Origin of the sequence: Psychroserpens sp. (assembly GCF_034670085.1) — a bacterium.
Classification (GTDB): Bacteria; Bacteroidota; Bacteroidia; order Flavobacteriales; family Flavobacteriaceae; genus Psychroserpens.
This window is the reverse complement of record NZ_JAXMOD010000008.1, coordinates 150,348-175,663: the sequence shown is the minus strand read 5'-3', so window position 1 is coordinate 175,663 and position 25,316 is coordinate 150,348. Positions and strand designations below refer to the sequence as shown.

Sequence of the window (25,316 nt, the reverse complement as noted above, 5' to 3'; positions counted from 1 at the left end):
TAATGAAGGAGAAAGACAATAAACATCGAATATTAATTTTAGGCGCTAGCGGTTTTATCGGTAACGCTATTTATAAGGAGTTGTGTTCTTATTTTAAAACCTTTGGCACCTATCGTATTCCAAATAAAATCTTTACAGAAAACAAGCACTTTTTACAATATAATGTTGAGTCTGATGATGTTTACGAAGTCTTAGAAGTTACCAAACCTACGATTATTATTTCAGCACTTCGAGGAGATTTTCATGCACAAACTATAGCACATCGACACATTTCTGAATATGTATTAGCGCACGACTGCAAAATCATTTTTCTGTCTTCTGCTAATGTATTTGATGCCTACAGTAAATATCCAAGTTACGAATTAGACAAAACTTTCAGCGGAAGTATATATGGCCATTTCAAAATAAAAATTGAAAATATGCTATTACGCCTTCCGAAGAAAAAAGTAGCCATTGTAAGACTTCCAATGGTTTTAGGCGCTCAATCTCCAAGGATAAAGGAGTTAAAACAACATCTCGCAGAGAAAACTGCCATTGAAATTTTTCCAAATATTATTATGAATGTGACTACCGATTCAAAGGTCACACAACAAATTCATTATATCATAAACAGGAATAAATCGGGAGTGTTTCATTTAGGAAGTACAGATCTAGTGCATCACGATGAATACATCAAAGATATTGTTAATCAAATTACATCAAAAAATGGTGTGCTTTTTAAGCACGTATTTACGACCAATGAAGATCGCTATTTAGCAGTACTTCCCAAGTTTAACAAACTTCCTAAACATCTTCAGGTTACAAGTGCTGAAGTGCTTCAAGAACTGAAAAAATAGCAAAAAACAACCATTTAAAGTTTATTTTGCCTGTTTATCTCATTTTATATTCTCAATAGGTATAAGTTCTTATTTTACCATAAAATTTCATACTTTTAATAGAAACAGTTATCTATGAGTTTACTTTCAGAGGACATAATTGAAAAAAAATTATTACGGTTTCCAGATTGGGACTATCATAAAAATGCTATTCATGCCGAATTTGAATTTGATAATTTCAAAGATTGCTTTAGTGCCATGAGTCGAATTGCTTTTGAATGTGAAGCACAAAACCATCATCCTAATTGGAGAAATGTGTATAATGTTTTAAAAATTTCATTGTCAACTCATAGTGTCAATGGCGTAACTGATAAAGATTTTAAATTAGCAGAAGCCATCGAAGCTATTGTTGAAGTCCAAGAATAATAACCTATTGTTTACCTACTAAATCCCTCTATGTTTAATCGACTTATTTTACTTTTCATTCTATGTTGCTTTTTTACGGCGAAATCTCAGGAGGTACCAGAGTTTTGTGATCAATTGGAAGCAATTAAAATACTGGTAAAAAAGGAACATTTCAAACCTAAACCAGTAGATGATAGCTTGTCAGTAGGAGTTTATCAATTGTTTTTAGCTCAATTAGATAATGACAAGCGTTTTTTCACCCAAAACGATATTGACTTGTTTTCAAATGATCGTTTGCAATTAGATGATTATATTCTAAATAAAGATTGTGGATTTATAGGTAAATACAGCACTATACTTGCTGAACGCATTGCAAAAACAAAACAAATAATACAAAACCTTTCAAAAGAAAAATTTGATTATTCCGGAAAAGACACTTTACGTTTTGCTCCAGATGCAACTTATAAATTCTTTGAAGATGATTCTAAAGCAATTAGTTATTGGAGTAAGCGATTACGCTATAATATTCTCTTTGAACTTATTGAAAAAGATTCCTTGATTGATAACCTTCAATCAAATTTCAAAAAACAAGAGGAAGACGTTCGGCCTAAAATCATTCAAAAAGAATTATGCAAACTCGAAGAATTACAAAACCAAAACGGCGGACTACCTCAATTTGTAAAAGAAGCCTTCTTGAACGCTTTTGTAGCCTTTCACGATCCTAATTCGATATTTTTTAATGCTACTGATAAAACAACCTACGTAAACTCCCTTTCAAACGACCAACTTTCTTTTGGAATTGTAACGAGTAAAAATGATAATGGTGATATCATAATTGCACACATCACACCAGGAAGCCCAGCCTATATTAATGGTAATTTTGAAACTAATGATGTTATAAAATCATTACAAGCAAATACTGTTGTTTTAGAAACGTATTGCGTCTCAAATGAAGATATTGTTGCATTTACTGATGACGAAAACAATACAACAATCACGTTTAAAATTAAAAAGCAAGATGGCACTCTTAAGGATATCGAACTGACTAAAACTAAAACCAAAACTGAAGATAATACAGTTACTGGATACCTATTAAAAGACAAGGCTAGTGTTGGTTATATAAGTATTAATAACTTTTATTCAGATTTTGAATCTCCAAACGGGCTAGGTGTCGCCAACGATGTTGCTAAAGAACTATATAAACTTCAGAAAGAAAATATTGATGCACTCATTTTAGATTTAAGGTTTAATGGAGGCGGTTCGATGAAGGAAGCCGCAGATCTTTCAGGCATGTTTATTAATAGAGGTCCATTATCTATTTTAAAATACGCAAACGGTGAAACATTTACGGTAAAAGATTTAAATAGAGGTTCTTTATTTACAAAGCCAATCGTAATTCTTATTAATGGCTTTAGCGCATCAGCTTCAGAGTTTTTTGCAGCAGCAATGCAAGATTACAACAGAGCAATTATTGTAGGCTCTACATCGCATGGTAAAGCTTCAGCTCAAGTATTATTGCCATTAGAAGAAAATTCATCTTTAGGATTTTCAAAACTTACAGTAGAAAAATTTTATCGTATAACAGGACAAAGTCATCAGTCTATTGGCGTAATTCCTGATATACCATTACCAAGTGTATATGATAATTTTAAAACTCAAGAACAATACGCTTCTTATGCATTAGATAATGATTCAATTGAACCTGCTCTTCAGTATATTAAACTAAAAGCATTTCCTATTGAAACACTTTTAACAAAAAATCAAGCTCGTATTCGAAACGATGTAGCTTTTGAAGCAGTAAAATCACTTAATTCATTAATTATAGATTACTATTTCGATTTAAAAACCGAATATCCACTCACATTACAAAATGTATATAGCAATATGAATGCATATCATTCTAAGTGGAAAATATTTAGTGACACTATTGAAAGTAAAACCTCATCATTAATTGTAAGTAATACAAGTTCAACAGAGGAAATTCTTAGTTTTAATGCTGAACTAAAAGACGTTAATACATCAATACTAGAGAACATTCAAAACGATATTTATATCTCTGAAGCACATCATATTTTATTAGATCTAATACAATTAAACTCCACGAATTAAAATGAAACACATCACATTAACCCTTAGCATATTTTGCTTTCTAGTTTCAAACCTAGTAATAGCTCAAAGTTTTAAAAATGCATCTGAATATTTAGATTTTGTTGGTGAAGAACAACAAGCCATCACAAAAAATATGTGGAAATACACAAAAGCAGTAGCCCATAGCAACAGCGATAGAAGTATTGAAGGTAAACGAAAAAATTTACTCAAAACATTAGATAAGGCACTAGCAAAAATTGAAAAAGCAGATGGCTTTAATGGCGATGAATATAAAAACCAAGTTTTAAAGCATATGCGACTTAACAAAAGTCTTTTAAATCATGACTATGCTGAAATTGTTGATATGAAAGCTGTCGCAGAACAATCATATGATGCGATGGAAGCTTACATTCTTGCTCAGGAAATGGCAGATAAGAAAATGGAAGAATCGCAACAAGAATATGAAACCAATTTTTATGCTTTTGCCGAAAAACATGCTATTGAAATTATTGAAAGTGAAAATGATTTAGCCCGAAAAATGAAAATATCAAATGAGGTTTTCGAACATTATAATGACATGTATTTGGTTTACTTTAAAGTCTATATTAATGAGGTATACCTTTGGGATGCTGTTCGAGCAAATGACGTAAGTGCTATTCAACAAAACTCAAATGCACTTAATGCAGCTGCAAAAGAAGGTATTGAAATCTTAAAGACAAAATCAAAATATAAAAATGATGATTCTATTATCAATGCTACAAAAACAGCATTTGAGTTCTTTATTGATGAAACTGAAAATAAAATGCCTCATCTCACTGATTTTCTTATTCTAAATGAAGACTTCGATAAAATCAAAACAACTTTAGATCAAACGCCTGAACGTGAGCGAACCAAAAAGCAAATTGATGATTTCAATAAGAAAGTAAAAGTCCTTAATAAAGCTGTAAAGAATTATAATAAGGTAAATACCGAATTAAATACTAAACGCCAAGCCTCTATAAATGAGTTGAATAATACCAACGCAAATTTTTTAGCAAATCACATTCCTAATGACTAATGTTTGTTGGCATTTCAATTAAATTTCGATAATTTTGAATGCAACAAAAAACTTTTAAAAAAGAACGATAATGGGAAGAGCTTTTGAATTTCGTAAAGCAAGAAAAATGAAACGTTGGTCTGCAATGAGTAAAGCCTTTACACGTATTGGCAAAGACATTGTAATGGCTGTAAAAGAAGGTGGTCCTGATCCAGATTCTAATTCTAGATTGCGAGCAGTGATACAAAATGCGAAAGCGGTAAACATGCCTAAAGACAATGTTGAACGCGCAATTAAAAAGGCTAGTGAGAAGGATCAAGGAGATTATAAAGAAGTCCTTTTTGAAGGCTATGCACAACATGGTATTGCCGTACTTATAGAAACAGCAACAGATAATAATACGCGTACAGTCGCTAATGTCCGTTCTTATTTTAATAAATGTGATGGCAGTTTAGGAACCTCTGGATCTGTTATATTTATGTTTGATCATACCTGCAATTTTAAAATTAAAGGCGAAGAATTAGATTTGGAAGAATTAGAATTAGAACTTATAGATTTTGGTGTTGAAGAAATTTTTGAAGATACTGATGAAGATGAAGAAGGAAATGAGCAAACAAGCGTTATGATTTATGCGCCATTTGAAAGTTTTGGAAACATTCAATCCTATCTTGAAACTAATAATATAGAAATTATATCTTCTGGTTTTGAACGGATTCCACAAGTGACAAAAAAGATAACTCCAGAACAAGCAGAAGATGTAGAAAAACTTCTTGAAAAACTTGAAGAAGATGATGATGTACAAAATGTATATCACACCATGGAAGAATCTACAGAGTAATCCTCATAAATAATAAAATCCTGCCTGATTAAACAGACAGGATTTTACCCCTAACTAAACTAAATTTTAAATCTTAATCAAATCCGCTTAACTATATAATTAAGATTGCCTACTTATGATAATAAAACTTATCTCTAAGTTTCTATCTATGTTATATACGAATGCTTTTGTGTATTTGGATTACGACAATTGAAAAAATTATATTTTTTTCGCTTCTTCCCAGTAAATATCCATCTCAGCTAAAGTCATTTCTGATAATGGTTTGTTTAAATCTTTCGATTTTTGTTCTAAATACTGAAATCGCTTTATGAATTTTTTATTGGTACGTTCTAATGCGCTTTCAGGATCTACTTTTAAAAATCGCGCATAGTTTATCATTGAAAATAAGACATCACCAAATTCACTTTCAATTTTGTCTTGATTGCCAGAATTGATTTCAACTTGTAATTCACTTAGCTCCTCTTTTACTTTTTCAAACACTTGATGTGGTTCTTCCCAATCAAATCCTACTCCAGCAACTTTATCTTGAATTCTGTTAGCCTTTACCATAGCTGGTAAACTTTTGGGTACACCTTCTAAAACGCTTTTCTTTCCTTCTTTAAGTTTAAGTTGCTCCCAGTTTCTCTTTACGTCTTCTTCATTTTCAACAACAACATCACTATAAATATGTGGATGTCGATCAATTAACTTATCGCAGATACTATTGCAAACATCAGCAATATCAAAACTATTAGATTCGCTTCCTATTTTAGAATAGAATACAATGTGTAGTAATACATCACCTAATTCCTTTTTAACCTCGTCTAAATCGTTGACTAAAATAGCATCTCCCAATTCATAAACTTCCTCAATAGTTAAATGACGAAGTGTTTGTAAGGTTTGCTTTTTATCCCAAGGACATTGTTCGCGCAACTCATCCATAATTATGAGTAAACGTTCAAAAGCTTGTAATTGCGATTTTTTATCAGACATGTTTAAGGTTTATTCTTCCTCTTCAGAAGCAGCAACCTTTGCCTCTTCTTCTAAAGCATCAAGCATATCATGCTTTTGAAGTAAATTGTACCACTGCACAATTTTTTTAATATCACTTGCATAAACACGGTCTTCATCATAATCAGGCAATACTTCAAAGAAATATTCCTCTAAAATGTCTTTAGAATCTTTATGACTTATAGAAGTTTGTTGACCATTTTCTTTTTCCATTACCTTTTTAAGAACATCTCTTAATGGTAACTCTTCTGTTAATGTATACACAGCAATTTCGCTAAGAATGCTCACGTTACTGTGAATATTTACATTTACTTTTTTTTGATCAATTAAAGATTCAGCTACAAAGCCAGTTCTTGTTTGTGCAATAACTTTAAACAATCCTGGTTTTCCAGAAATGGAAAGTATTTTATCTAAACTCATAATTTATATAATATGATTTTTATGTTTTATCGTTTCTTTTTTAAAGCAGGAAAACGCATTCTGTAATCTACCTGTATTTTCCCTTTAGAAATGTTTGATAATTTTCCTTTTATCAAACGCTTTTTTAATGAAGATAGTTTATCAGTAAATAATATACCTTCAATATGATCATATTCATGCTGAATAACTCTAGCTATTAATCCGTCAAATTCTTCAGTATGTGTTTTGAAGTTTTCATCTTGATACTGAATCTTAATTTTTGGTTGTCTAAACACATCTTCGCGAACATCCGGAATACTTAAACAGCCTTCATTAAAAGCCCATTCGTCTCCTTCTTCATCCAAGATTTCAGCATTAATAAATGTACGCTTGAAATTTTTCAAAATCTCTTGCTCTTCTTCAGAAAATTCGTCATCTTCAGCAAAAGGTGATGTGTCAACCAAAAATATTCGAATGGCTAATCCAATTTGCGGAGCTGCCAAACCTACACCAAATGCACCATACATCGTCTCTTTCATATTCTCTAAAAGAGCTTCTAATTTAGGATAATCTTTAGTTATTGGTTCTGCTTTTTTTCTTAAAACAGGATCGCCATAAGCAACTATTGGTAATATCATGTACTTTTATTTTTCGATTGCAAAAATACAATTCTTATTGTGATTTTTTAACTTTTTAGATTTAATTACGATTGATTATACAAGTAACTTTGAAGAATGATTGTCGCACTAATTTCATCAACCAAGGCTTTATTTTTTCGTTGCTTTTTATTAAGTCCGCTATCAATCATTGTCTGAAATGCCATTTTAGATGTAAACCGTTCATCTATTCGTTTCACAGGAATCTCTGGACACGCTTTTTCTAATTTATCTAAAAACTTAGAAATCGACACTTCACTTTCAGAAGCCTCAAAATTCATTTGTTTCGGCTCTCCTACTATAAATAGCTCGACAGATTCTTCAGCAATATAGGTTTTTAAAAACCCAATTAATTCTTTGGTATCAACGGTCGTTAACCCAGAAGCAATAATCTGTAACTCATCTGTTACAGCTATTCCTGTTCGTTTTGTACCATAATCTATTGCTAGTATTCTTGCCATATTGCAAAGGTAATTGTTATTAAACAAAAAAACGCCTCTTTGTAGGTCAAAGAAGCGCTGTAAAATAATCAACCATCAATTATTATTCATAAACTAGTTTACCCTCTACTTTAAACAGTTCATGTTATACTTTTAAGACACATGATTTATAGTTAGGTCACATCTCTTTTTTGTTTTTTTTAAAAATAAAAACACCCTTCTAATAAAAGAAAGGTGTTTTCAAAATTAGCTATTAATTATTAAAGAATTCAAGTGCCTATATTAGGGATGACACATGAATAATAATAATCACAACTTTAAGACACCAACTTTTTAATTAGGTCACATTTTTTTTTATTTTTTCTGAATTAGAAATTATGAGAAGAATTTTATAGACTTATCTTTGTCAAAATTGAGACCTCTAAAATGAAAGAATTACAACAACATATAGAAAACGCATGGAACGACCGTTCTTTATTAACTAATGACATTACCATCAAAAGTATAAGATCTGTAATAGACTTATTAGACGAAGGCACGTTAAGAGTTGCTGAACCTACAAAAAATGGATGGCAAGTTAATGAATGGGTAAAAAAAGCAGTTGTTCTATATTTTCCTATTCAAAAAATGGAAACCCTTGAAGCTGGTATTTTTGAATACCATGATAAAATTCCATTAAAACGTGATTATAAAAAGAAAGGTATTCGTGTTGTACCAAACGCAGTTGCAAGACATGGAGCTTACATATCGCCTGGTACTATTTTAATGCCAAGTTATGTCAATATTGGCGCTTATGTAGATGAAGGTACTATGGTTGATACTTGGGCAACTGTTGGTAGTTGTGCACAAATTGGAAAGAATGTGCATCTTTCTGGTGGTGTTGGAATTGGTGGTGTTTTAGAACCGTTACAAGCAGCACCAGTAATTATTGAAGATGGTGCTTTTATTGGTTCTCGTTGTATTGTTGTTGAAGGAGTACGTGTTGAAAAAGAAGCTGTCTTAGGAGCAAATGTTGTTTTGACAATGAGTACAAAAATTATTGATGTGACTGGCGATAAACCTGTTGAGATGAAAGGTGTTGTTCCTGAACGTTCTGTAGTCATTCCAGGAAGTTATACGAAAACATTTCCTGCAGGAAACTATAATGTTCCTTGTGCTTTAATAATTGGAAAACGTAAAGAGAGTACCAATAAAAAAACCTCTCTAAATGATGCGTTACGTGAATATGATGTTGCCGTGTAACTATTTTAAATCACAGATATCATTTTAGATTGAGATTATACGATTGAGTAAGCTAATAATAAAATAACGCTTAGCGTTTTAGAGTTTGAAAATTTTAATTATACAGCAAAAAATGATTGGTGATGTGCTCACTACAAGCATTTTGTTTGAAGCTTTAAAAGCTGAACATCCAAATGCTGAGCTTCACTATGTAATAAACTCTCATACATTTGCTGTTGTTGAACATAATCCTTTTATAGATAAATTTTTATTTGTTACGCCTGAAATAGAAGACAATAGAGCTGAATTTTTAAGTTTTTTAAAAGGTATTAAGAAAGAACAATACGATGTTGTTATAGATGTGTACTCAAAATTTTCGAGTAATCTTATGACAAAATTTTCAGGGGCAGCGATTAAGATTTCAAAACATAAGTGGTACACCAAATATTATTACACCCACACTTTTAAAGAAGCAACTGAAGCTAAAACCAATGCTGGATTAGCGATAGAAAATAGATTGCAATTATTAGCACCAATCGTTGATAAAATCCCAGCGGCTATTCGTCCGAAAATTCATCTAACGTCTGAGGAAATTTCAGCTTCAAAGCAATTACTATCAGATGCCAAAATAGACTTATCTAAACCTCTATATATGATTAGCGTTTTGGGAAGTGGTACTAATAAAACCTATCCCTTGCCTCACATGGCAAAAGTAATTGACTTTATTGTGACTCAAACCAAGGGACAAATTTTATTCAATTATATTCCAATTCAAATTGATGAGGCAAAAACGGTATATAATTTTTGCACGTCTGAAACTAAAAAACACATCTTTTTTGATGTCTTCGGAAAAAGTCTGAGGGAGTTTTTAGCTATTACTTATCATTGCACAGCTATGATTGGTAATGAAGGTGGTGGTGTAAATATGGCTAAAGCTTTAAGTATTCCAACCTTTACAATTTTTTCTCCTTGGATTATTAAAGAAGCTTGGAACATGTTTGAAGATGGCAAACAAAATGTATCAGTTCATTTAAAGGATTTCAATCCTGATATCGTGGAAAATTCATCACCAAAAGAATTAAAAGAAAACTATAAATCGCTTTATGAACTCATAAAACCTTCACTTTTTATTGAGGAACTAGAAAAATTTCTAAATTCTAACTAAACTGTTTTTATCCGTTAGCAAGCCACATTTGTCTGTGATGAGCCATACTTTGCATATCGTTTTTTATCAATCGTCGTTCTACTTTCCTTTTAGCAAAATAACCAAACCAATCTGCAAAGGGAAAAATGTCTCTATGTCCAATACCATCAACAATAACCATTTCAATAGAATTATCTTTCAATAGTTTACAACAGATATTTCTAGGTTTAAAATCGCTAGCAAAAACCTTATGCTTTATCATTTGCGACTGTAATCGTAAAAGTGCTTGATCGAGAACATCATCACTAAATAGAGGATCTTTCATTATCATGTAATGCCTCAAGGTTTTTGAAACTGTATTTGTAGTTTGATCTCTAACCAAATCATAAACAAAACCTTCGCCTAGATTTGTTTCAATACGTCCATGATAGGCTGCAAAAAAAGGGTAATCAAACTCAGAGAAATCCTTATTTTTAATCTTTTTGTAATACTTGATTTCTTTATAAAGGTGAGCTTCATCAACTCCTGGCTTTCCAATTTTGATGCACAAATTATCGGATTTAGGATGAAAATAGCATTTCCTAGCCAGGCCTTCTGCCATATAATGTTCATCTTTAAGAACTACCATTAGGAACTCAATTTTTCAATACCAAAAGGTGTTTTGGTAATTTTTTTAGATTTTGTAGTCGCTCTGATGGCTTTGTTTTTTTCAATCATTTCAGGTTTCACATAGCCTCTAGCATGATCTAAATGCAAACAAACTGCACTATATCTAATTTGCTTTGCCTTAATTCCGGCATTAAACAAGCGTTCACCTAATTCTCTATCTTCACCTCCATACTGCATACGTTCGTCATAACCATTTGCGGCTAAAATATCACTTTTAAAACCTGATGAATTATGACCATTCCAAGTGGCTGTTGTAGGTGTGATTGCATTAAGTAATTTTTCCTTAAGACCTTTTGAGGTCAACTTATTATTCTTAAATGAAGATTTTAATCCGTGTTGTTTTAACCAGTTAATATTAAAACAATGTTGATTCTTAATATCAGTTTCAGTAATGGTTTCGCTAATATCCATTGGCAACTTAAAATAACCTCCAGATAGAAAATATCCAGCTTCTCTCCTACTAGCATGTACCTGTAAAAAATCTGCTCTAGCAATACAATCACCATCAGTATATACTAAATAATCGCCTTTACTTGCAACAGTTGCTTTGTTTAAAATGATTGTTTTTTGAAACCCTTGGTCTTTGTGCCAGATATGTTGAATAGGAAAACTAACCTGAGAAGCCATAGTATCAATCAGAGATTTTGTATCCTCATTTGATCCATCATCAGCAATAACGACTTCAAAGTTCTTAAAGGTTTGTACGTCAAAACTCCACAAGACTTTTTGCAGCCACTTTGGGTTGTTATAGGTACTTATAATTACTGAAATATCAATAGCTTTCATTGCCTCAAAAATAGTTATTTTTGCCTAATTAAGATGAATCAAGAATGATTAAACTCTCAGGTGTAATAATTACGTTTAACGAAGAACGAAACATTGAAAGGTGTTTGCAGTCACTCGTAAACGTTGTTGATGAGATTATTGTTGTAGATTCATTTTCTACAGATGCTACAAAGCAGATTTGTTTAAAGTACAATGTGACATTTATTGAACAGAAGTTTCTAGGGTATATTGAACAAAAAAACTTTGCATTAACGAAAGCATCAAATGACTTTATTGTGTCTTTAGATGGTGATGAAGCCTTGTCTGAAACGCTTCAAAACTCTATCATTGAATTAAAATCTAATTGGCAATTAGATGGCTATTATTGCAATCGATTAAATAATTTTTGCGGACAATGGATAAAGCATTCAGATTGGTATCCAAATAAAAAACTTCGCGTATTTGACAGACGACTAGCTGAATGGAAAGGTATTAATCCACATGATGAAATTGTTCTAAAAGACAATCGCAAAGCAGGAATACTTATAGGCGACATTTTGCATTGGACCTATCAAAGTTATACCGAGTTTAATAAAAAAACAGATTATTTTTCTTCCATTTCAGCTCAAGCTTACTACGATATTGGAAAAAAAGCACCTTGGTATAAAATTGTATGGAATCCTTTTTGGGCTTTCTTTAAAGCTTACTTTTTAAGACTCGGATTTTTAGATGGAAAAAACGGATTTGTTATAAGTAAGGAAACAGGAAAAATCACCTATTTGAAATACACTAAACTCAGACAATTATATAAGGAGAATTAATTCTTAGATTTTTTCCAAAACTTAAGCTTCTTTTTAAGTCTGCGTTTTCTATGGTATTTATGTTGAAAAGCTTCTGTAGATGACCACATTAAATCAAATACCTTATTGTAATCTTCACCAGAACATTTCGCATATTCATCACTCATCACTTCAATCATGGACTTATGAATTGTGAGTTTAGAGAAATTTTTTATTCGTGTTTCAAAATCGAGTGTTTTAAACTCCATTCTATTTAAATCTACTAAATAAAACTCGTAGTCGTCTCCTACTTTTTTAATCAAGGTGTTGCCTGGAGAATGATCTAAAAAATGCACATTTTTTTGATGTAGTTTGTAGGTGAATCTAGTAAATGCTCTTAAAATAGTATCAAAATCAGGGTAATTTAAATTTGTAGTTAACTCACGATAGGTCAAATCACAATCCTGTTGTTCGCTTATATAATAGCTCTTTTTGAAAAGCAAACCTGTTTTATATTCATAATAAGCTATAGGTTGTGGTGTACCAATATCTAAACTTACAAGCCAATTTCCATATTCAAATGAGCGCTGTGCTTTACTTTTTCTAAAAAAACGATACGCAATTTGATTGATAAAATTTGGAATACGGAAAGACTTGACATTTATGGACTTCCCATTTAAATCAAATAACCTAAGTGAGTTTCGATCTTGATTACCAAAAGGCTTCCCTTTCAAATCAAAATTTGAAATGATATCATCAAAAAATGCTTCGTGAGCTTTAAAATCGTTATGTATGTTTTTAGTTCGTTTCACCTAAATATTTATCTACACCATTTTTACACCAAACCGTTTTATTAGCAATGGTTTGTAATTCGATATCGTTATTAATTTCTAGTCTGCTTTTAGATTTTTCATTGTGATAAATATGAAAAACAATACCTCTATAGCGAATGCGTTTGCCTTGTAATCCAAAATTATGAAATCTTAAAGCCAATTCAGAATCTTCTCGTCCCCAACCTTTAAAATCCTCATTATAACCATTTACGGCAACAAAGTCTGATTTAAAGTAGGACGTATTACAACCTCTATATTTTTTAGAAAACAAATTACTGGCTTTATAAAACTGACTTAAAAAGGGAAAATGTAATGCACGTGTTCGTTTCTTTATACCTTTTGAAAACGCCTTAAATCGAATTTGTTTCTCCTTAAATAAAGTCTCTAAATAGGATTCTTGAATATTTACACGACTTCCAAACAAATACGTATTCTTCTGTGCATAATGTAAATGATCCTCAACGTAATTAGAATGTAAAATACAATCACCATCAGCTTGAATAATATATTCGCCTTGAGCTTGTGCTATCGCTTTATTTAATATAACCGATTTCCTAAAACCTTCATCTTCGTGCCACACATGTCTTAAAGGAATACTGAACTTCGATTTGAATTCTTCAATCAATTGAGCCGTTTCTTGAGTTGAACCATCATCAGCAATAATTATTTCATCAGGCAATTGCGATTGATAAAACGCACTTAACAACACAAGTTCTAAAGCTTGCGGCCAATTATAAGTTGAAATGATTAAGGTTGACTTCATTGAGTTATCAAAATGCTTAAGACTTAAATAAAAATTTAAACCACTGACCGAAATTCTTTTTTAATAAATAGGATGAGCTCAGTTTTAAATCGTCTTGAGTTTTTACTAAATTTTTCATTGTTTCAAGGTCTCTAGAAGGTAAATATCCTAAACCTTTCCAGATTTTCGGATCCATATAGAATAAATCTTTTAACTCTTTATAATTATTTTCATCGGCTTTTTTCCATTTCGGAAAGAATTCATCATTTAATTGATGACTATGTCCCCAATTTTCTAGTTTAAACTTCAGTTCGTCTTCTGTTCTAGCCAAACATTCGTGTAAGAGCACATTATCAGTATAAATTATGCGTTGCTTAGTGTTTCTAGCTCGCTTATAATTTGGGTAATTAGTTGCTAACATCACCTTAGTTGGTTCATTTACATAGAGAATGCCATTATCTAAATACTTATAGATATTAACCAAAAAGCCTGCAATCTGAATTGGTCGCTTCTCAGGCTTGTCTAAATAATGATCATACTTTCTTAAGGTAGTTACGAAATTTTTAAAATCTAAAAATATTTCGTCAGCATCAACTTGAACCAGCCAATTACCAACACCCATTTGTTCTGATAGCATAGTTCTTTCTCTCGTGTCATTTTGAATTGTATCCATTTCTGGAATGAAAAAATCGTCTTTATATAAGGTGATTTTCTTTTCTGTATCAAATGTTTCCAACCACGAAAAAAAGCTAGCATCTATTTCAAATGAATTTCCTTTCCAAGTACGTTGATCTTTATCTAAAGCAATATAAATTGCATCAGCTTCATTGTAAACTGGTGGAATAGAATATTTTAGTTTTTCATAATCATAAGACATTAAAAAACCAACATGAATTTTTTTCATTTAAATAGTAACTGTTGAAATCAGAATTCTAGAATAAATTATAATCACAAATATAATGTTAAGCTTTATAAATACTTACTTTTGCTATTGAAAAACATAAACCAATGAATGCATTAACTGTAATCATACCAGTTTATAATGGCGAAAAGTATTTGGAGGAAGCGATAGACAGCATTCTTAACCAGACATTTACCGATTTTAAATTGTTAGTCTTAAATGACAATTCTTCAGATAGTACTCCTGCTATATTAAAAGCATATCAAGACAAAGACAGCCGAGTTGAAGTTATCCATAAAACAAAAAATGAAGGACCTGCAAATTTAAGAAATGAAGGCATTGAAAGAGCTCAAACCGAATTCATTGCACTTATGGATGCCGATGATATTGCTTTACCAACGCGGTTTGAAAAACAGTTGGCAGTTTTTAATAACAATCCCAATATTGGTGTTTGCGGCACCTGGTTTACATTTTTTGGAGATAAACAAAAATTAATCAAACATGCAGTTGAACCAGACGCTTTAAAAGTTCAGTTCTTGAGTAGTTGTGGAATTGGGAATCCAACAGTTATGTTTAGAAAATCTGCCATTAAGGACTTTAGATTCGAACATCAATTTGTTCCTGCAGAGGACTACGGACTATGGAGTGAAGTGATTCGTGTGACCGATTTTTATAATATTCCAGAATCCTTACTCAATTACAGATGGCATCCAAATAATATCAGTCAGACGAAAACAGAAAATCTTCATAAGGCTAATGTTTTAATTAAAAAAAGACAATTAAAACATTTTGGTATCGATGCAAATTCTGAAAATATGGATGCGTATCTAAATGCTGTTTCCTTAAAAAAAGATCTAACGCCAGAACAAGTTATTGCTGCTATTGAAGCTTCAAAGAAATTAAAAGAAAGAAATCAGACTTCAAACTATTACAATCCTACAATTTTTGAATCTCATATTGATAAAGTGATTATTAGAACCATAAGAAATGCTAATAATTACAACAAAACCTTCTATTCGTATTTGAAAAATGAATCTAGCTATTTTGGGCACATTCCATTTATTGACAAAATGATTTTGCGTTTGAAATGCTTATTTTAAAAAGCGTCTCTTGAAGTATTTCAATTTCGTTTTCAAGTTTCCATTTTTGAAATAATCAGTCATGAATTTCAACTGATCTTCAGTTAAAACCTCTCCTTTTTGCTTCTGTTTAAGTAATCCGAAAGCCGTTGCATTACCAAGAGAATTTAGAATTCGCTTCATGTTTTTTGATCGAGACTCTGGAACAGCTTCCATTATTTCCTTAATGTTTAAATAAGACGAATAGTTTTTATGATAATTTGATGTTAACGAGTAAACACCACCTTCATGCACTCTATATACTGAAGATACAAAATTCAAAAAGGCTCCTTTTCCTTCCCTCAATAATAATACATAAAGAGAATTATCCTTATAATGTTTCAAGGTCTGGTAGAGTTCTAAATCGAATGCTTCCATTCTGAACATCGAGGTTAATGTATAGGTAGAATATGGTGTGAATAAATTATTGAAATCAATATCAATGATATCTTTGGTATAACCGAAATCGGTTTTCGTTAGTTCACCTTTATCATTTACTATGCTGTAATCTGTCCAACAAATCGTATAGTTCGGATTAGCTTCAAGGAAATCGACTTGTTTTTGAAGTTTTAATGGATCAATCCAATAATCATCACCTTCACAAACTGCAATATATTTTCCTTTAGCGGCTTTTAGAGTTCTGATGAAATTAGGAATCATTCCAACATTCTCTTCGCTAAAAATCAGGTTGATTTTATCTCCATATGATTTACAAATCGCTAACGTATCATCTGTGCTTTTATCTTCGCCTACAACAACTTCATATTCAAAATCAGTTTTTTGGGAAAGAAGACTGTCTAATGTTTGTTTAATAAACGCCTCATGATTATATGAAATGACTACAACGGAAACTAGAGGTTTACTCATTCGATTTTATAATTTTACCAGGAACACCAACAACAACACTATTGTCTGGAACATCTTTAAGCACTAATGTTCCTGCACCAATAATACAATTGCGACCAATAGTTATATCTGGAATAATAATAGCATTTGTACCAATGCTGGTTAAATCTCCTATTGTACATCTTCCTGAGATATTTACATTAGGCGATAATTCAACAAAATCACCAACAATAGTATCGTGACCTATAGTACAATTTAAATTGATTAAACAACCTTTACCAATTGTTATGCTATTGGTAATACGAACACCTTGCATTATAGTTGAACCATCTCCAATGCCGACATCAAAACTTCCTATAGAAGCGTCATCGGCTATTATCGTTTTTAAATGAACTCCAAGGTTAGAAAACTTTTTAAACATTGTTTCTCTTACTGAAGGCAATCCAATTCCGATAACAGCGTCCTTATCTGAAGAGGTTTTCAAAAACTCTTGCACTTCGATAATAGATTTCAACACTCTAAACTTTTCAAATAATACGTCAGGAAAAGGCGTTGTTACATCATCAAAAAAAACGATGCTTTCAGTGTCATAACTGCTTGTTACAACCTCTAAAACCTCTTTCGCAAAACCTTTAGCACCAATAATAATCATCTATAACGTATTTATAATAATTTCACTTATGCGTTTGACATCATCTTCAGACAGAGTATAATATAAGGGCAAACAAATAATACGTTCCGCAATACTTTCTGAAATTGGCATTGTTTCACCATTTATGTATGCTATGGTATTAAGAGATGGATAAAAATAGCGTCGTGGAAAAATTTCGTTTTCATTTAAGGCTTTTATTACTGCTAATGTTTGAGGTTCATTTTCTAAAACAATAGGAAAATAGGCATGGTTATAATCAACATTATCAGCTATATTTTGAAATGTAATACTAGTACTGTTTTTTAAATTCTCTATATACAACAGATATAGTTTTTCTCTTCTAGCAAATATCTTGTCAAAATAGGGTAAAACCGCTAAACCCATTGCTGCTTGCAATTCACTCATCTTAGCATTTATACCTAAACCATGAAATCGTTCAGGACCATCATGACCAAAATTATGATGGTAAAATAATTTATCTCTTAAGTTATTATCTTTTGTAAATAACGCGCCTCCTTCTCCAGTATGAAAAATTTTTGTGGCATGAAAACTACATGTACTAACGTCGCCATATTCAAAAATAGAAGTGCCTTTATAAGTCACACCAAATGCATGTGCTGCATCATAAATCACTTTTAAATTATGTTTATCAGCAATGTGTTGAATCGCTTCTAAATTACAAGGATTACCAAATACATGTGTAGCAATAATTGCAGAGGTCTTGTCTGTTATTTTGGCCTCAATTTCTTTTGGATCTATATTGAAACTATCGCTTTCTATGTCTGCAAAAACGGGAACACATGATTCCCATACAACCGTTGATGCTGTTGCAACATAACTAAATGGAGTTGTAATAATTTCACCTGTTAAACCTAAAGCCTTAATGGCAATTTGTAACGGTAAAGTTCCATTTGTTGTGGCAATAATACTTGATACGTTCAGTTTTTCGGTAATTTCGCTCTCTAACCTCAGAACTAAATCACCTCTATTTGTAATCCACTTTTTATCCCAAGCATGATCAAGAATAGTTTGAAACTCTTCTTTTGGAGGTAAAAATGTTTGTGTTACGTATATCATATAAACACAAATTTAATAAACTAATGTTTGTAATTAACATTTATATAAAATTATTGTTCGTTAGCCTGTTTTCGTATATAAAATCCTATTTTTATACCAACATAAGGCATCATATATGGATAAGAAAATTTTAGTTATTCCTTCTTGGTATCCAAATAATAAAAATGATTTGGTAGGTTCATTTTACAAGGAACAAGCTCAATTATTAAACAAAAACGGATTTGATCTCAAGATTCTACTTGGTATTGAACATAAATTAAGTTTAACTAAATATATCTTAAACATTTTCAAATCGACTGTAGCCTTATCTACTAGTTTTCTTAAGCAAGATCCTGAAGCATTTTCATTTGACATTTACTACTACAAAAAATGGTCGGAAAAAAAGAAATTGCAACATATAAAAAAGCAGTATAAAAAGGCATTTGATTTACTTTCAGAACAGTGGAAACCTGAATTAATTCATGCACAATGTACAGCAAACGCTGGAATCTATGCGTCTTATTTGTCAAAGACAAGCGACATTCCTTTTGTCATAATTGAACATCAAATTTTCTTATTGAATGTGTATCCTAAAACGATTCAAAAAGAAATGATACAGGCAATCGAAAATGCAACCAAAATTGGAGCTGTAAGTTACCATCAAAAAAGATGTATTTTAATGCATAACATTAATTGTAATCCAGTTATTACTTGGAATTTGATGGATGAAACTAAATTCGATATCATTCCAAAGACATCTAATTCAAAGTTTACAATTCTAACGATTACTTATCCTCATTTTATAAAAGACAGTGAAACTTTTTTCAAAAGCATTCAAGCCTTTAAAAACAGTAGCAAAATAGATTTTGAAGTTATTGTTATCGGAAATGATTCATTTAAGGATATTACTAAAGCAAACAGTCTTACCTTCGAATCTCAAGCGAAAGCTTTTGATGTCTTTGATAAATGCACCTTTTATCCACACCTAAATCGTGAAGAAATTAAAAAGAAACTTCAAGAATGCAATGTATTTGTGTCGACTAGTATAGCTGAAACCTATGGTGTTGCACCTCGAGAAGCTATGTTATGTGGGAAACCTGTAATAAGTACTAAAAGCGGAGGTATTGAAGATTCTTTAAACTCGACAACTGGTGTTTCTGTTCAACTCAAAGATTATAAAGCGATCGCGAACCACCTAAATGAAATTAGCTCTAATGAATTGTCTTTTAGTCCAGAAAACATCCGAAATTTCATAATTGAACAAGCTGGTCAAAAAGCGTTTATAAAAATTATGAGTGGTTTTTATAATTTGTAATTGTTTAATTTATCAAATCCTTTTTTTAAAAATCTCTAAATCGTAGATTTGCCAAGAATAATAACTGGTCAATAAACGAGTTTATTTAGTTGATACCTGTAATAATGAACTACAAAGACGCTTTACAAAATAAAATTTTTAAAATCATTTCAGATTCTGCTAAAGAGCTGAAACTTGATTCGTATGTCATTGGTGGTTTTGTTCGTGATTATATTTTAAATAGAGGATTACATAAAGATATAGACATTGTAGCCATTGGAAGTGGAATATCTCTTGCCAAACAGGTCGCAAAAAATTTACCAATTTCACCTAAGGTACAAGTGTTTAAAACCTATGGAACTGCCATGCTTCCTTTTGAAGATATGGATATTGAATTTGTTGGTGCTCGAAAAGAAAGTTACCATGAAAACAGTAGAAATCCAGTGGTTGAGAATGGAACTCTTCAAGATGACCAAAACCGAAGAGATTTCACTATAAATGCTATGGCTTTAAATTTAAGCGAAGCTAATTTTGGTGAATTATTAGATCCTTTTAATGGCATTAAAGATTTACAAAATAAAATTATTCGTACACCTTTAGATCCAGATATCACTTATAGTGATGACCCATTGCGAATGATGAGAGCGATTCGTTTTGCAACGCAACTCGGATTTGTAATAGAACCTAAATCGCTTGACGCTATTTCTAGAAATAAAGAAAGGATAAAAATCATTACCAATGAACGTATCGTTGTAGAACTCAATAAGATTCTTGAAAGTGATGTGCCTTCTGTTGGCTTTTTATTGCTAGAAAATACAGGATTATTAGATTTTATTTTACCTGAATTAACGGCTCTAAAAGGAATTGACGAAATTGAAGGTCAAAAACATAAGGACAATTTTTATCATACGTTAGAAGTCGTTGATAATATTTCAAAACATACAGACAACCTATGGTTACGTTGGGCTGCACTGCTTCATGATATAGGTAAAGCGCCTACGAAAAAGTTCAGTAAAAAAGTAGGTTGGACCTTTCATACACACGAATTTGAAGGAGCAAAAATGGTCTATCATTTATTCAAAAGGTTAAAAATGCCATTGAACGAAAAAATGAAGTTTGTTCAAAAAATGGTGTTTATGAGCTCCAGACCTATTGTATTGGCTCAAGATCTTGTAACAGATTCTGCAGTAAGGCGTTTGGTTTTTGATGCTGGTGATTATGTAGAAGATTTAATGACACTTTGTGAAGCCGATATTACCACAAAGAATCCTAAGAAATTTAATAAATATCACAACAACTTTAAAATTGTTCGTCAAAAAATTGATGAGGTTGAAGCTCGTGACCATGTTCGTAATTTTCAACCACCAATCTCAGGTGAGGATATCATGAAAGCTTTTAATATCAAACCTTCACGTGAAATCGGACAAATAAAGGAAGTGATTAAAGAAGCCATTTTAGAAGGTGACATTCCAAATGACTATGAAGCTGCTTACGAACTTATGATTAAAGAAGGTATCCGATTAGGACTCAAAACTGCTAATTAGTTTTTTTGATTGGAATTAAGTCAGCCAATATAACAACGAGCATTATTCAACGGCATCATTGACTTCTATCCAATATCCATTTAGATCTTGAAAGTAAACTTGTCGAATTCCGTCTTTCCTAATGTAATCTTTGTGTGGTGTGTCTCGCCAATCTGAATACTCTATTTTTAAAGTCGCTAAATGCTTGACAAATGAGCCAAAATCGTTTGTAGCCAAGGCAAAATGAACAGCCTTATTTGTTTTTATAATAGCATCGGGTCTAGAAATCAAGTGAAGTTGCTTGCCTTCACCTAAAGATAGCCATCTCGTCTTAGAATTAGAAGCTGTATTCTTTATTTCCTTAAAATGAAATACGTTTTGGTAAAATGCAATAGATTCGTCAACATCTTTTACCGAAAGCGCTATATGATTGAAAGTAAAAGAAGGTGTTACCATAGGTCTATCGTCTTGTGAATTAGAAAAAGACTTAAAATCTCATTAACAATTAGTTTATTCTACCGCTTTTAAACTTAAATCTTTATTGTAAACCGAATGTGTCAATGCGCCAGAAGAAATATAATCTACACCACATTCCGCATATTTTCTAAGCGTTTTTTCATTTATTCCACCTGATGATTCCGTTAAACATTGATCGCCAATAAGCTTAACGGCAGTTCGTGTATCTTCATAATTAAAATTATCAATTAATATACGATACACACCTCCTACCTCAAGGATTTCTTTAATTTCATCGAGGTTTCTTGCTTCTACAATAATTTTCAAATCACGATTGGTATCTTTCAAATATTGCTTGGTTTTATTGATTGCTTTTGTAATTCCTCCAGAAAAATCAATATGATTGTCTTTCAACATAATCATATCATATAAAGCAAATCTATGGTTTTCTCCTCCTCCAATTTTTACAGCCCATTTTTCAAGTGCTCTAATACCAGGAGTAGTTTTTCTAGTATCTAAAATTTTAGTTCCAGTACCTTCTAATAAATCGACAAACTGTTTCGTTTTTGTGGCAATTGCACTCATGCGTTGCATGGCATTTAACACCAAACGTTCTGCCTTCAAAATTGATTGTGAAGCGCCTTCAACATAAAATACAATATCGCCAAATTTAACACGACTTCCGTCTTCAATTAGCGTTTCAACAGTCATGTCTTTATCGACATAAGCAAAAACTTGTTTAGCGAATTCTACGCCTGCAATAATGCCTTCATCTTTCACAAGAAGTTTGGCTTTACCCTTTGCAGTTACGGGAATACAAGCTAATGAACTGTGATCACCATCTCCTACATCTTCTCTGATAGCGTTTGAGATAATTAAATCTATTTCTATGTTGAATTGTTCTTTAGAAATCATATGAATATATTTAATGTAAAAATAGTAATTGACTTCAATTAAATAAAGTGATATAGAAATGAATTTTTCAATTTTAAAACGAAAAATGATAACTTTGATATTCTCTTAAAGAAAGAAAAGTCTACCAGTTTGCAGTCTATAGGTTTTTTTATTAGGTTTCGACTGCGCTCAACCTGACATTGATATGACAATTAAACTCCTTGCCATTGGCAAAACTGACAACAAACAATTACTAGCGCTTATTGATGATTATCAAAAGCGTTTAGGATTTTATGTAAGATTTGAGTTTGAGATTATTCCAGATCTCAAAAAAGCTAAACATCTTAGTGAAGATCAGCAAAAGCAAAAGGAAGGCGTACTTATTTTAAACAAACTGAATCCCACAGATGTTTTGGTTTTACTTGACGAAAACGGAAAACAATTAGATTCGGTTGCCTTTTCAAACTACTTGCAAAAGCACATGAATTCTGGAATTAAACAATTGGTATTTGTGATTGGTGGTCCTTATGGTTTTTCACCTGATGTTTATCAAAAGGCACATGGGAAATTATCATTGTCTAAAATGACATTTTCTCACCAAATGATTCGGTTGTTTGTATTAGAGCAATTGTATAGAGGCTTTACAATTTTACGTAATGAGCCTTACCATCATCGTTAATCTTTATTCTAAACCAAGGCTTTTAACGTAAGCTTTGTTATTCATTGGTCGGCCTAAAAATTCTTCAACAGCTTCGTCAACAGTTCTTTGGCTTCCGTTTGCTAAAATTAATTTTCTATATCTCACTCCAGTTTCTTGATCACGCAATCCATTCTTTTCAAAAATGGTAAACATATCTTGAGCATAAACTTCTGACCATAAATAACCATAGTAATATACTGGATGTGTATTGATATGAATCCAACAAGCCTGAGGATGTGTTCCTTCAATATACCAATCCATTACACCCAATTGCTTATCGACATCTCGCCATAATTGATCCGTATCTATTGGTTGCTCTGGATTGTATTTATCATATAAATTCATATCATAAATACAACTTCTTAATGAACCTTGGGCAGATAGTCCTGACGATACATTTTTAGCATTCACCATATTATCAAATAATTCCTTTGGCAAGACTTCACCTGTTTCATAATGTTTAGCAAATGAACTCAAGATGTTATAATCCCAAATCCAGTTTTCAAAAATTTGAGACATGGCTTCTACAAAATCTCTTTTTGTATTGGCTTGCAAACTATATTCTCCTTCATAAGCCATAGCATCCATAATATGACCAAACTCATGAAATAAGGTGCTTAATTCGTTATGTGTAATCATTGAAGGCAGTATATCAGTTCCTTTTGTGAAATTCCCTAAAAGCATAGCCACTGGGACTTCATAACCATCTGCTGTTTGTTTACCAGTTGAAAGTGGAACTGCATAAAACCAAGACTCTTTATTTGGTCTTGGAAATAAATCTAGGAAGAACCTTCCTTTTAACTTACCATTTTCAAACACTTCGTAAGCTTGGATATCTTCATGCCAAACTGAAGCATTTTCTACTTTTTTAAATTCCACATCTAATAATTCTTGATACAATTCAAACATGCCATCTAGACATGAGCTTACTGGTAAATATTCACGGATTTTTTCAGTATCCACTTGATATTCGGTTTTTAATATTTGGTTTTTATAATAAGATAAATCCCAAGCATTTAAAACTTCTTCATTATTAATGTTATCTGTTTTTTTTCTAGCGGTTTTCAAAACTTCTATATCTTGAATAGCTTTTTCTTTAGATTCGGCAACTAGGTCATCAATAAATTTCCAAACAGCTTCTGGGTTTTTAGCCATTTTCGGTACTAAATTATGTTCAGCATAAGATTTTTTACCCATTAATTGTCCGAGTTGATACCGTTTTGCAACCAACTGATTCAATATACCTATATTCTTATCTGCTCCTCTGTTAGAATACAATATTTGGTACTTTTTTCTGGTTTCAGAATTTATTGCATTACTCATAACTGGTCCACTAGTTGAAGGTTGAGCAGGAATTTCGTATCTACCGTTTTCAGTTTTATATTTTTCTTTAAGATTCTCCGGAATCCCTTTTGCTCCAGCTTCATCAATTAACAATACTGAATTAGCTGTGTTCATATTTGTTGAATATTGAGACGTTAAATCTGTTATTTCAGCCTTTAATGTTTTAACCTTATTGAGTTTTTCATCTGATAAATTAATTCCAGATTGCTTGAAACTATCAATGATATCATTAACAAATCGCTGTCTTCTAGTATTTAATTTAGAATAGTCTTTAGAAGCAGCAAAAGTTTCAAATTGTTTGAACAAATCTTTGTCTGATGAAATTGCTGTACTCAAAGAATCTACTTTTTGTGAGTACTCTAAACCTTTTGCTCTAGTAATAGAATCTGTAGAAGTCCAATACAACATAAATGAATTGCTGCCAGCTTTATTTAGTCTATTGTATACATCATCAAACGGATGAAATGTGTTTTCTAATGTTGGAATGGATTGATTTTTTATAATTTCAATGGTCTGCACTACATTTTGGATTTCATAAGTCACAAAGTCTTCTATAGATTCTCCAGTTACATTAGCGTAATCAAAAGGTTCATTTAAAGCAACATTAAACGGATTATCTTTTGACAACTCAACTACAGCCTTTTCGGCTTCTTTTTCTGAACAATTCATAAGTGATAGTAATACAAGTATAGCAGCTAGTTTTCTCATTTGA

The 25,316-nt window shown here is 31.7% G+C and carries 27 protein-coding genes; 12 read left to right on the top strand and 15 right to left on the bottom strand.

The genetic code is table 11. The features are described 5' to 3' along the window. Positions 1-2: 2 nt before the first annotated feature. The 5 genes from VOI25_RS13915 to VOI25_RS13895 all read left to right on the top strand — a co-directional run bounded on the left by VOI25_RS13915 (position 3) and on the right by VOI25_RS13895 (position 5,182). Entirely contained in the window at positions 3-836 is an 834-nt protein-coding gene (locus VOI25_RS13915) for a sugar nucleotide-binding protein (RefSeq protein ID WP_323789689.1), read from the top strand. A gap of 114 nt (positions 837-950) precedes the next feature. Next, complete coding sequence (locus tag VOI25_RS13910; protein WP_323789688.1) at positions 951-1,241, top strand: 4a-hydroxytetrahydrobiopterin dehydratase; 291 nt, start codon at positions 951-953, stop codon at positions 1,239-1,241. 30 nt (positions 1,242-1,271) lie between these two features. Next, a complete protein-coding gene (locus VOI25_RS13905) occupies positions 1,272-3,329 on the top strand; it encodes a S41 family peptidase (protein WP_323789687.1) in 2,058 nt (685 codons plus the stop codon). A gap of 1 nt (position 3,330) precedes the next feature. Next, positions 3,331-4,365, top strand: coding sequence for an LIC11966 family surface protein (locus tag VOI25_RS13900; protein ID WP_323789686.1), 1,035 nt, complete (start codon positions 3,331-3,333; stop codon positions 4,363-4,365). A 70-nt stretch (positions 4,366-4,435) separates the two neighbouring features. Beyond that, a complete protein-coding gene (locus tag VOI25_RS13895) occupies positions 4,436-5,182 on the top strand; it encodes a YebC/PmpR family DNA-binding transcriptional regulator (RefSeq protein WP_323789685.1) in 747 nt (248 codons plus the stop codon). Positions 5,183-5,380: 198 nt separating this feature from the next. Here the strand turns inward: VOI25_RS13895 and mazG are convergent, their stop codons facing one another. The 4 genes from mazG to ruvX form a co-directional block, all read right to left on the bottom strand. Further along, complete coding sequence (mazG, locus tag VOI25_RS13890) at positions 5,381-6,154, bottom strand: nucleoside triphosphate pyrophosphohydrolase (protein ID WP_323789684.1); 774 nt, start codon at positions 6,152-6,154, stop codon at positions 5,381-5,383. Positions 6,155-6,163: 9 nt separating this feature from the next. Beyond that, positions 6,164-6,592 carry a DUF5606 domain-containing protein gene (locus tag VOI25_RS13885; RefSeq protein WP_323789683.1) on the bottom strand — a complete coding sequence of 143 codons (429 nt, stop codon included), beginning with the start codon at positions 6,590-6,592 and terminating at the stop codon, positions 6,164-6,166. Between the two features lie 26 nt (positions 6,593-6,618). Then, positions 6,619-7,209, bottom strand: a complete 591-nt coding sequence (gene def / locus VOI25_RS13880) for a peptide deformylase (RefSeq protein ID WP_323789682.1) — start codon at positions 7,207-7,209, stop codon at positions 6,619-6,621. Between the two features lie 65 nt (positions 7,210-7,274). Then, positions 7,275-7,688, bottom strand: a complete 414-nt coding sequence (ruvX, locus tag VOI25_RS13875; RefSeq protein WP_323789681.1) for a Holliday junction resolvase RuvX — start codon at positions 7,686-7,688, stop codon at positions 7,275-7,277. 405 nt (positions 7,689-8,093) lie between these two features. Here ruvX and VOI25_RS13870 point away from each other — a divergent pair, with 405 nt between their 5' ends. Both VOI25_RS13870 and VOI25_RS13865 read left to right on the top strand, forming a co-directional pair. Continuing rightward, on the top strand, positions 8,094-8,909 hold the full coding sequence (locus tag VOI25_RS13870) for a 2,3,4,5-tetrahydropyridine-2,6-dicarboxylate N-succinyltransferase (RefSeq protein WP_323789680.1): 816 nt from the start codon (positions 8,094-8,096) through the stop codon (positions 8,907-8,909). Positions 8,910-8,994: 85 nt separating this feature from the next. Further along, positions 8,995-10,053 carry a glycosyltransferase family 9 protein gene (locus tag VOI25_RS13865; protein ID WP_323789679.1) on the top strand — a complete coding sequence of 353 codons (1,059 nt, stop codon included), beginning with the start codon at positions 8,995-8,997 and terminating at the stop codon, positions 10,051-10,053. A 7-nt stretch (positions 10,054-10,060) separates the two neighbouring features. Here VOI25_RS13865 and VOI25_RS13860 read toward each other — a convergent pair whose 3' ends face one another. Both VOI25_RS13860 and VOI25_RS13855 read right to left on the bottom strand, forming a co-directional pair. Beyond that, positions 10,061-10,660, bottom strand: a complete 600-nt coding sequence (locus VOI25_RS13860) for a YrbL family protein (RefSeq protein WP_323789678.1) — start codon at positions 10,658-10,660, stop codon at positions 10,061-10,063. Then, positions 10,660-11,487: a glycosyltransferase family 2 protein gene (locus VOI25_RS13855; RefSeq protein ID WP_323789677.1), complete on the bottom strand. Its 828-nt coding sequence runs from the start codon at positions 11,485-11,487 to the stop codon at positions 10,660-10,662. The genes VOI25_RS13860 and VOI25_RS13855 overlap by 1 nt, the downstream gene beginning before the upstream one ends. A 44-nt stretch (positions 11,488-11,531) precedes the next feature. Between VOI25_RS13855 and VOI25_RS13850 the strand changes: the two genes are divergently transcribed. Further along, a complete protein-coding gene (locus VOI25_RS13850; RefSeq protein WP_323789676.1) occupies positions 11,532-12,287 on the top strand; it encodes a glycosyltransferase family 2 protein in 756 nt (251 codons plus the stop codon). Here the strand turns inward: VOI25_RS13850 and VOI25_RS13845 are convergent. From VOI25_RS13845 to VOI25_RS13835, 3 genes are read right to left on the bottom strand one after another with little or no spacing between them, the layout of a single operon-like run. Further along, positions 12,284-13,057, bottom strand: a complete 774-nt coding sequence (locus VOI25_RS13845) for a lipopolysaccharide kinase InaA family protein (protein ID WP_323789675.1) — start codon at positions 13,055-13,057, stop codon at positions 12,284-12,286. The two genes, VOI25_RS13850 and VOI25_RS13845, sit on opposite strands and share 4 nt — an antisense overlap. Next, entirely contained in the window at positions 13,044-13,841 is a 798-nt protein-coding gene (locus VOI25_RS13840; RefSeq protein ID WP_323789674.1) for a glycosyltransferase family 2 protein, read from the bottom strand. Before VOI25_RS13840 ends, VOI25_RS13845 begins: the two co-directional genes overlap by 14 nt. A 16-nt stretch (positions 13,842-13,857) precedes the next feature. Then, complete coding sequence (locus VOI25_RS13835; RefSeq protein ID WP_323789673.1) at positions 13,858-14,724, bottom strand: hypothetical protein; 867 nt, start codon at positions 14,722-14,724, stop codon at positions 13,858-13,860. A 104-nt stretch (positions 14,725-14,828) separates the two neighbouring features. Here VOI25_RS13835 and VOI25_RS13830 point away from each other — a divergent pair, with 104 nt between their 5' ends. Then, positions 14,829-15,821: a glycosyltransferase family 2 protein gene (locus VOI25_RS13830; protein WP_323789672.1), complete on the top strand. Its 993-nt coding sequence runs from the start codon at positions 14,829-14,831 to the stop codon at positions 15,819-15,821. Here VOI25_RS13830 and VOI25_RS13825 read toward each other — a convergent pair. Genes VOI25_RS13825 through VOI25_RS13815 form a run of 3 tightly spaced genes read right to left on the bottom strand, consistent with a single transcriptional unit; the run spans position 15,813 to position 18,414 of the window. Further along, positions 15,813-16,706 carry a glycosyltransferase gene (locus VOI25_RS13825; protein ID WP_323789671.1) on the bottom strand — a complete coding sequence of 298 codons (894 nt, stop codon included), beginning with the start codon at positions 16,704-16,706 and terminating at the stop codon, positions 15,813-15,815. The two genes, VOI25_RS13830 and VOI25_RS13825, sit on opposite strands and share 9 nt — an antisense overlap. Further along, entirely contained in the window at positions 16,699-17,337 is a 639-nt protein-coding gene (locus VOI25_RS13820; protein ID WP_323789670.1) for an acetyltransferase, read from the bottom strand. Before VOI25_RS13820 ends, VOI25_RS13825 begins: the two co-directional genes overlap by 8 nt. Beyond that, complete coding sequence (locus VOI25_RS13815) at positions 17,338-18,414, bottom strand: DegT/DnrJ/EryC1/StrS family aminotransferase (protein WP_323789669.1); 1,077 nt, start codon at positions 18,412-18,414, stop codon at positions 17,338-17,340. Between the two features lie 115 nt (positions 18,415-18,529). Here VOI25_RS13815 and VOI25_RS13810 point away from each other — a divergent pair, with 115 nt between their 5' ends. Together VOI25_RS13810 and VOI25_RS13805 are read left to right on the top strand one after the other, a co-directional pair. Further along, the gene (locus VOI25_RS13810) at positions 18,530-19,708 is read left to right on the top strand and encodes a glycosyltransferase (RefSeq protein ID WP_323789668.1); all 1,179 of its coding nucleotides are present in this window, start codon (positions 18,530-18,532) and stop codon (positions 19,706-19,708) included. A 104-nt stretch (positions 19,709-19,812) separates the two neighbouring features. Then, a complete protein-coding gene (locus VOI25_RS13805; RefSeq protein ID WP_323789667.1) occupies positions 19,813-21,231 on the top strand; it encodes a CCA tRNA nucleotidyltransferase in 1,419 nt (472 codons plus the stop codon). A gap of 42 nt (positions 21,232-21,273) precedes the next feature. Here the strand turns inward: VOI25_RS13805 and VOI25_RS13800 are convergent, their stop codons facing one another. Then, complete coding sequence (locus VOI25_RS13800; protein WP_323789666.1) at positions 21,274-21,666, bottom strand: VOC family protein; 393 nt, start codon at positions 21,664-21,666, stop codon at positions 21,274-21,276. Between the two features lie 54 nt (positions 21,667-21,720). Next, on the bottom strand, positions 21,721-22,581 hold the full coding sequence (gene nadC, locus VOI25_RS13795; protein WP_323789665.1) for a carboxylating nicotinate-nucleotide diphosphorylase: 861 nt from the start codon (positions 22,579-22,581) through the stop codon (positions 21,721-21,723). 184 nt (positions 22,582-22,765) lie between these two features. On the opposite strand from nadC, the gene rlmH reads away from it, so the two are divergent. Next, complete coding sequence (gene rlmH / locus VOI25_RS13790; protein WP_323789664.1) at positions 22,766-23,239, top strand: 23S rRNA (pseudouridine(1915)-N(3))-methyltransferase RlmH; 474 nt, start codon at positions 22,766-22,768, stop codon at positions 23,237-23,239. A gap of 3 nt (positions 23,240-23,242) precedes the next feature. Here the strand turns inward: rlmH and VOI25_RS13785 are convergent, their stop codons facing one another. After that, positions 23,243-25,312: a M3 family metallopeptidase gene (locus VOI25_RS13785; protein ID WP_323789663.1), complete on the bottom strand. Its 2,070-nt coding sequence runs from the start codon at positions 25,310-25,312 to the stop codon at positions 23,243-23,245. Positions 25,313-25,316: the final 4 nt, after the last annotated feature.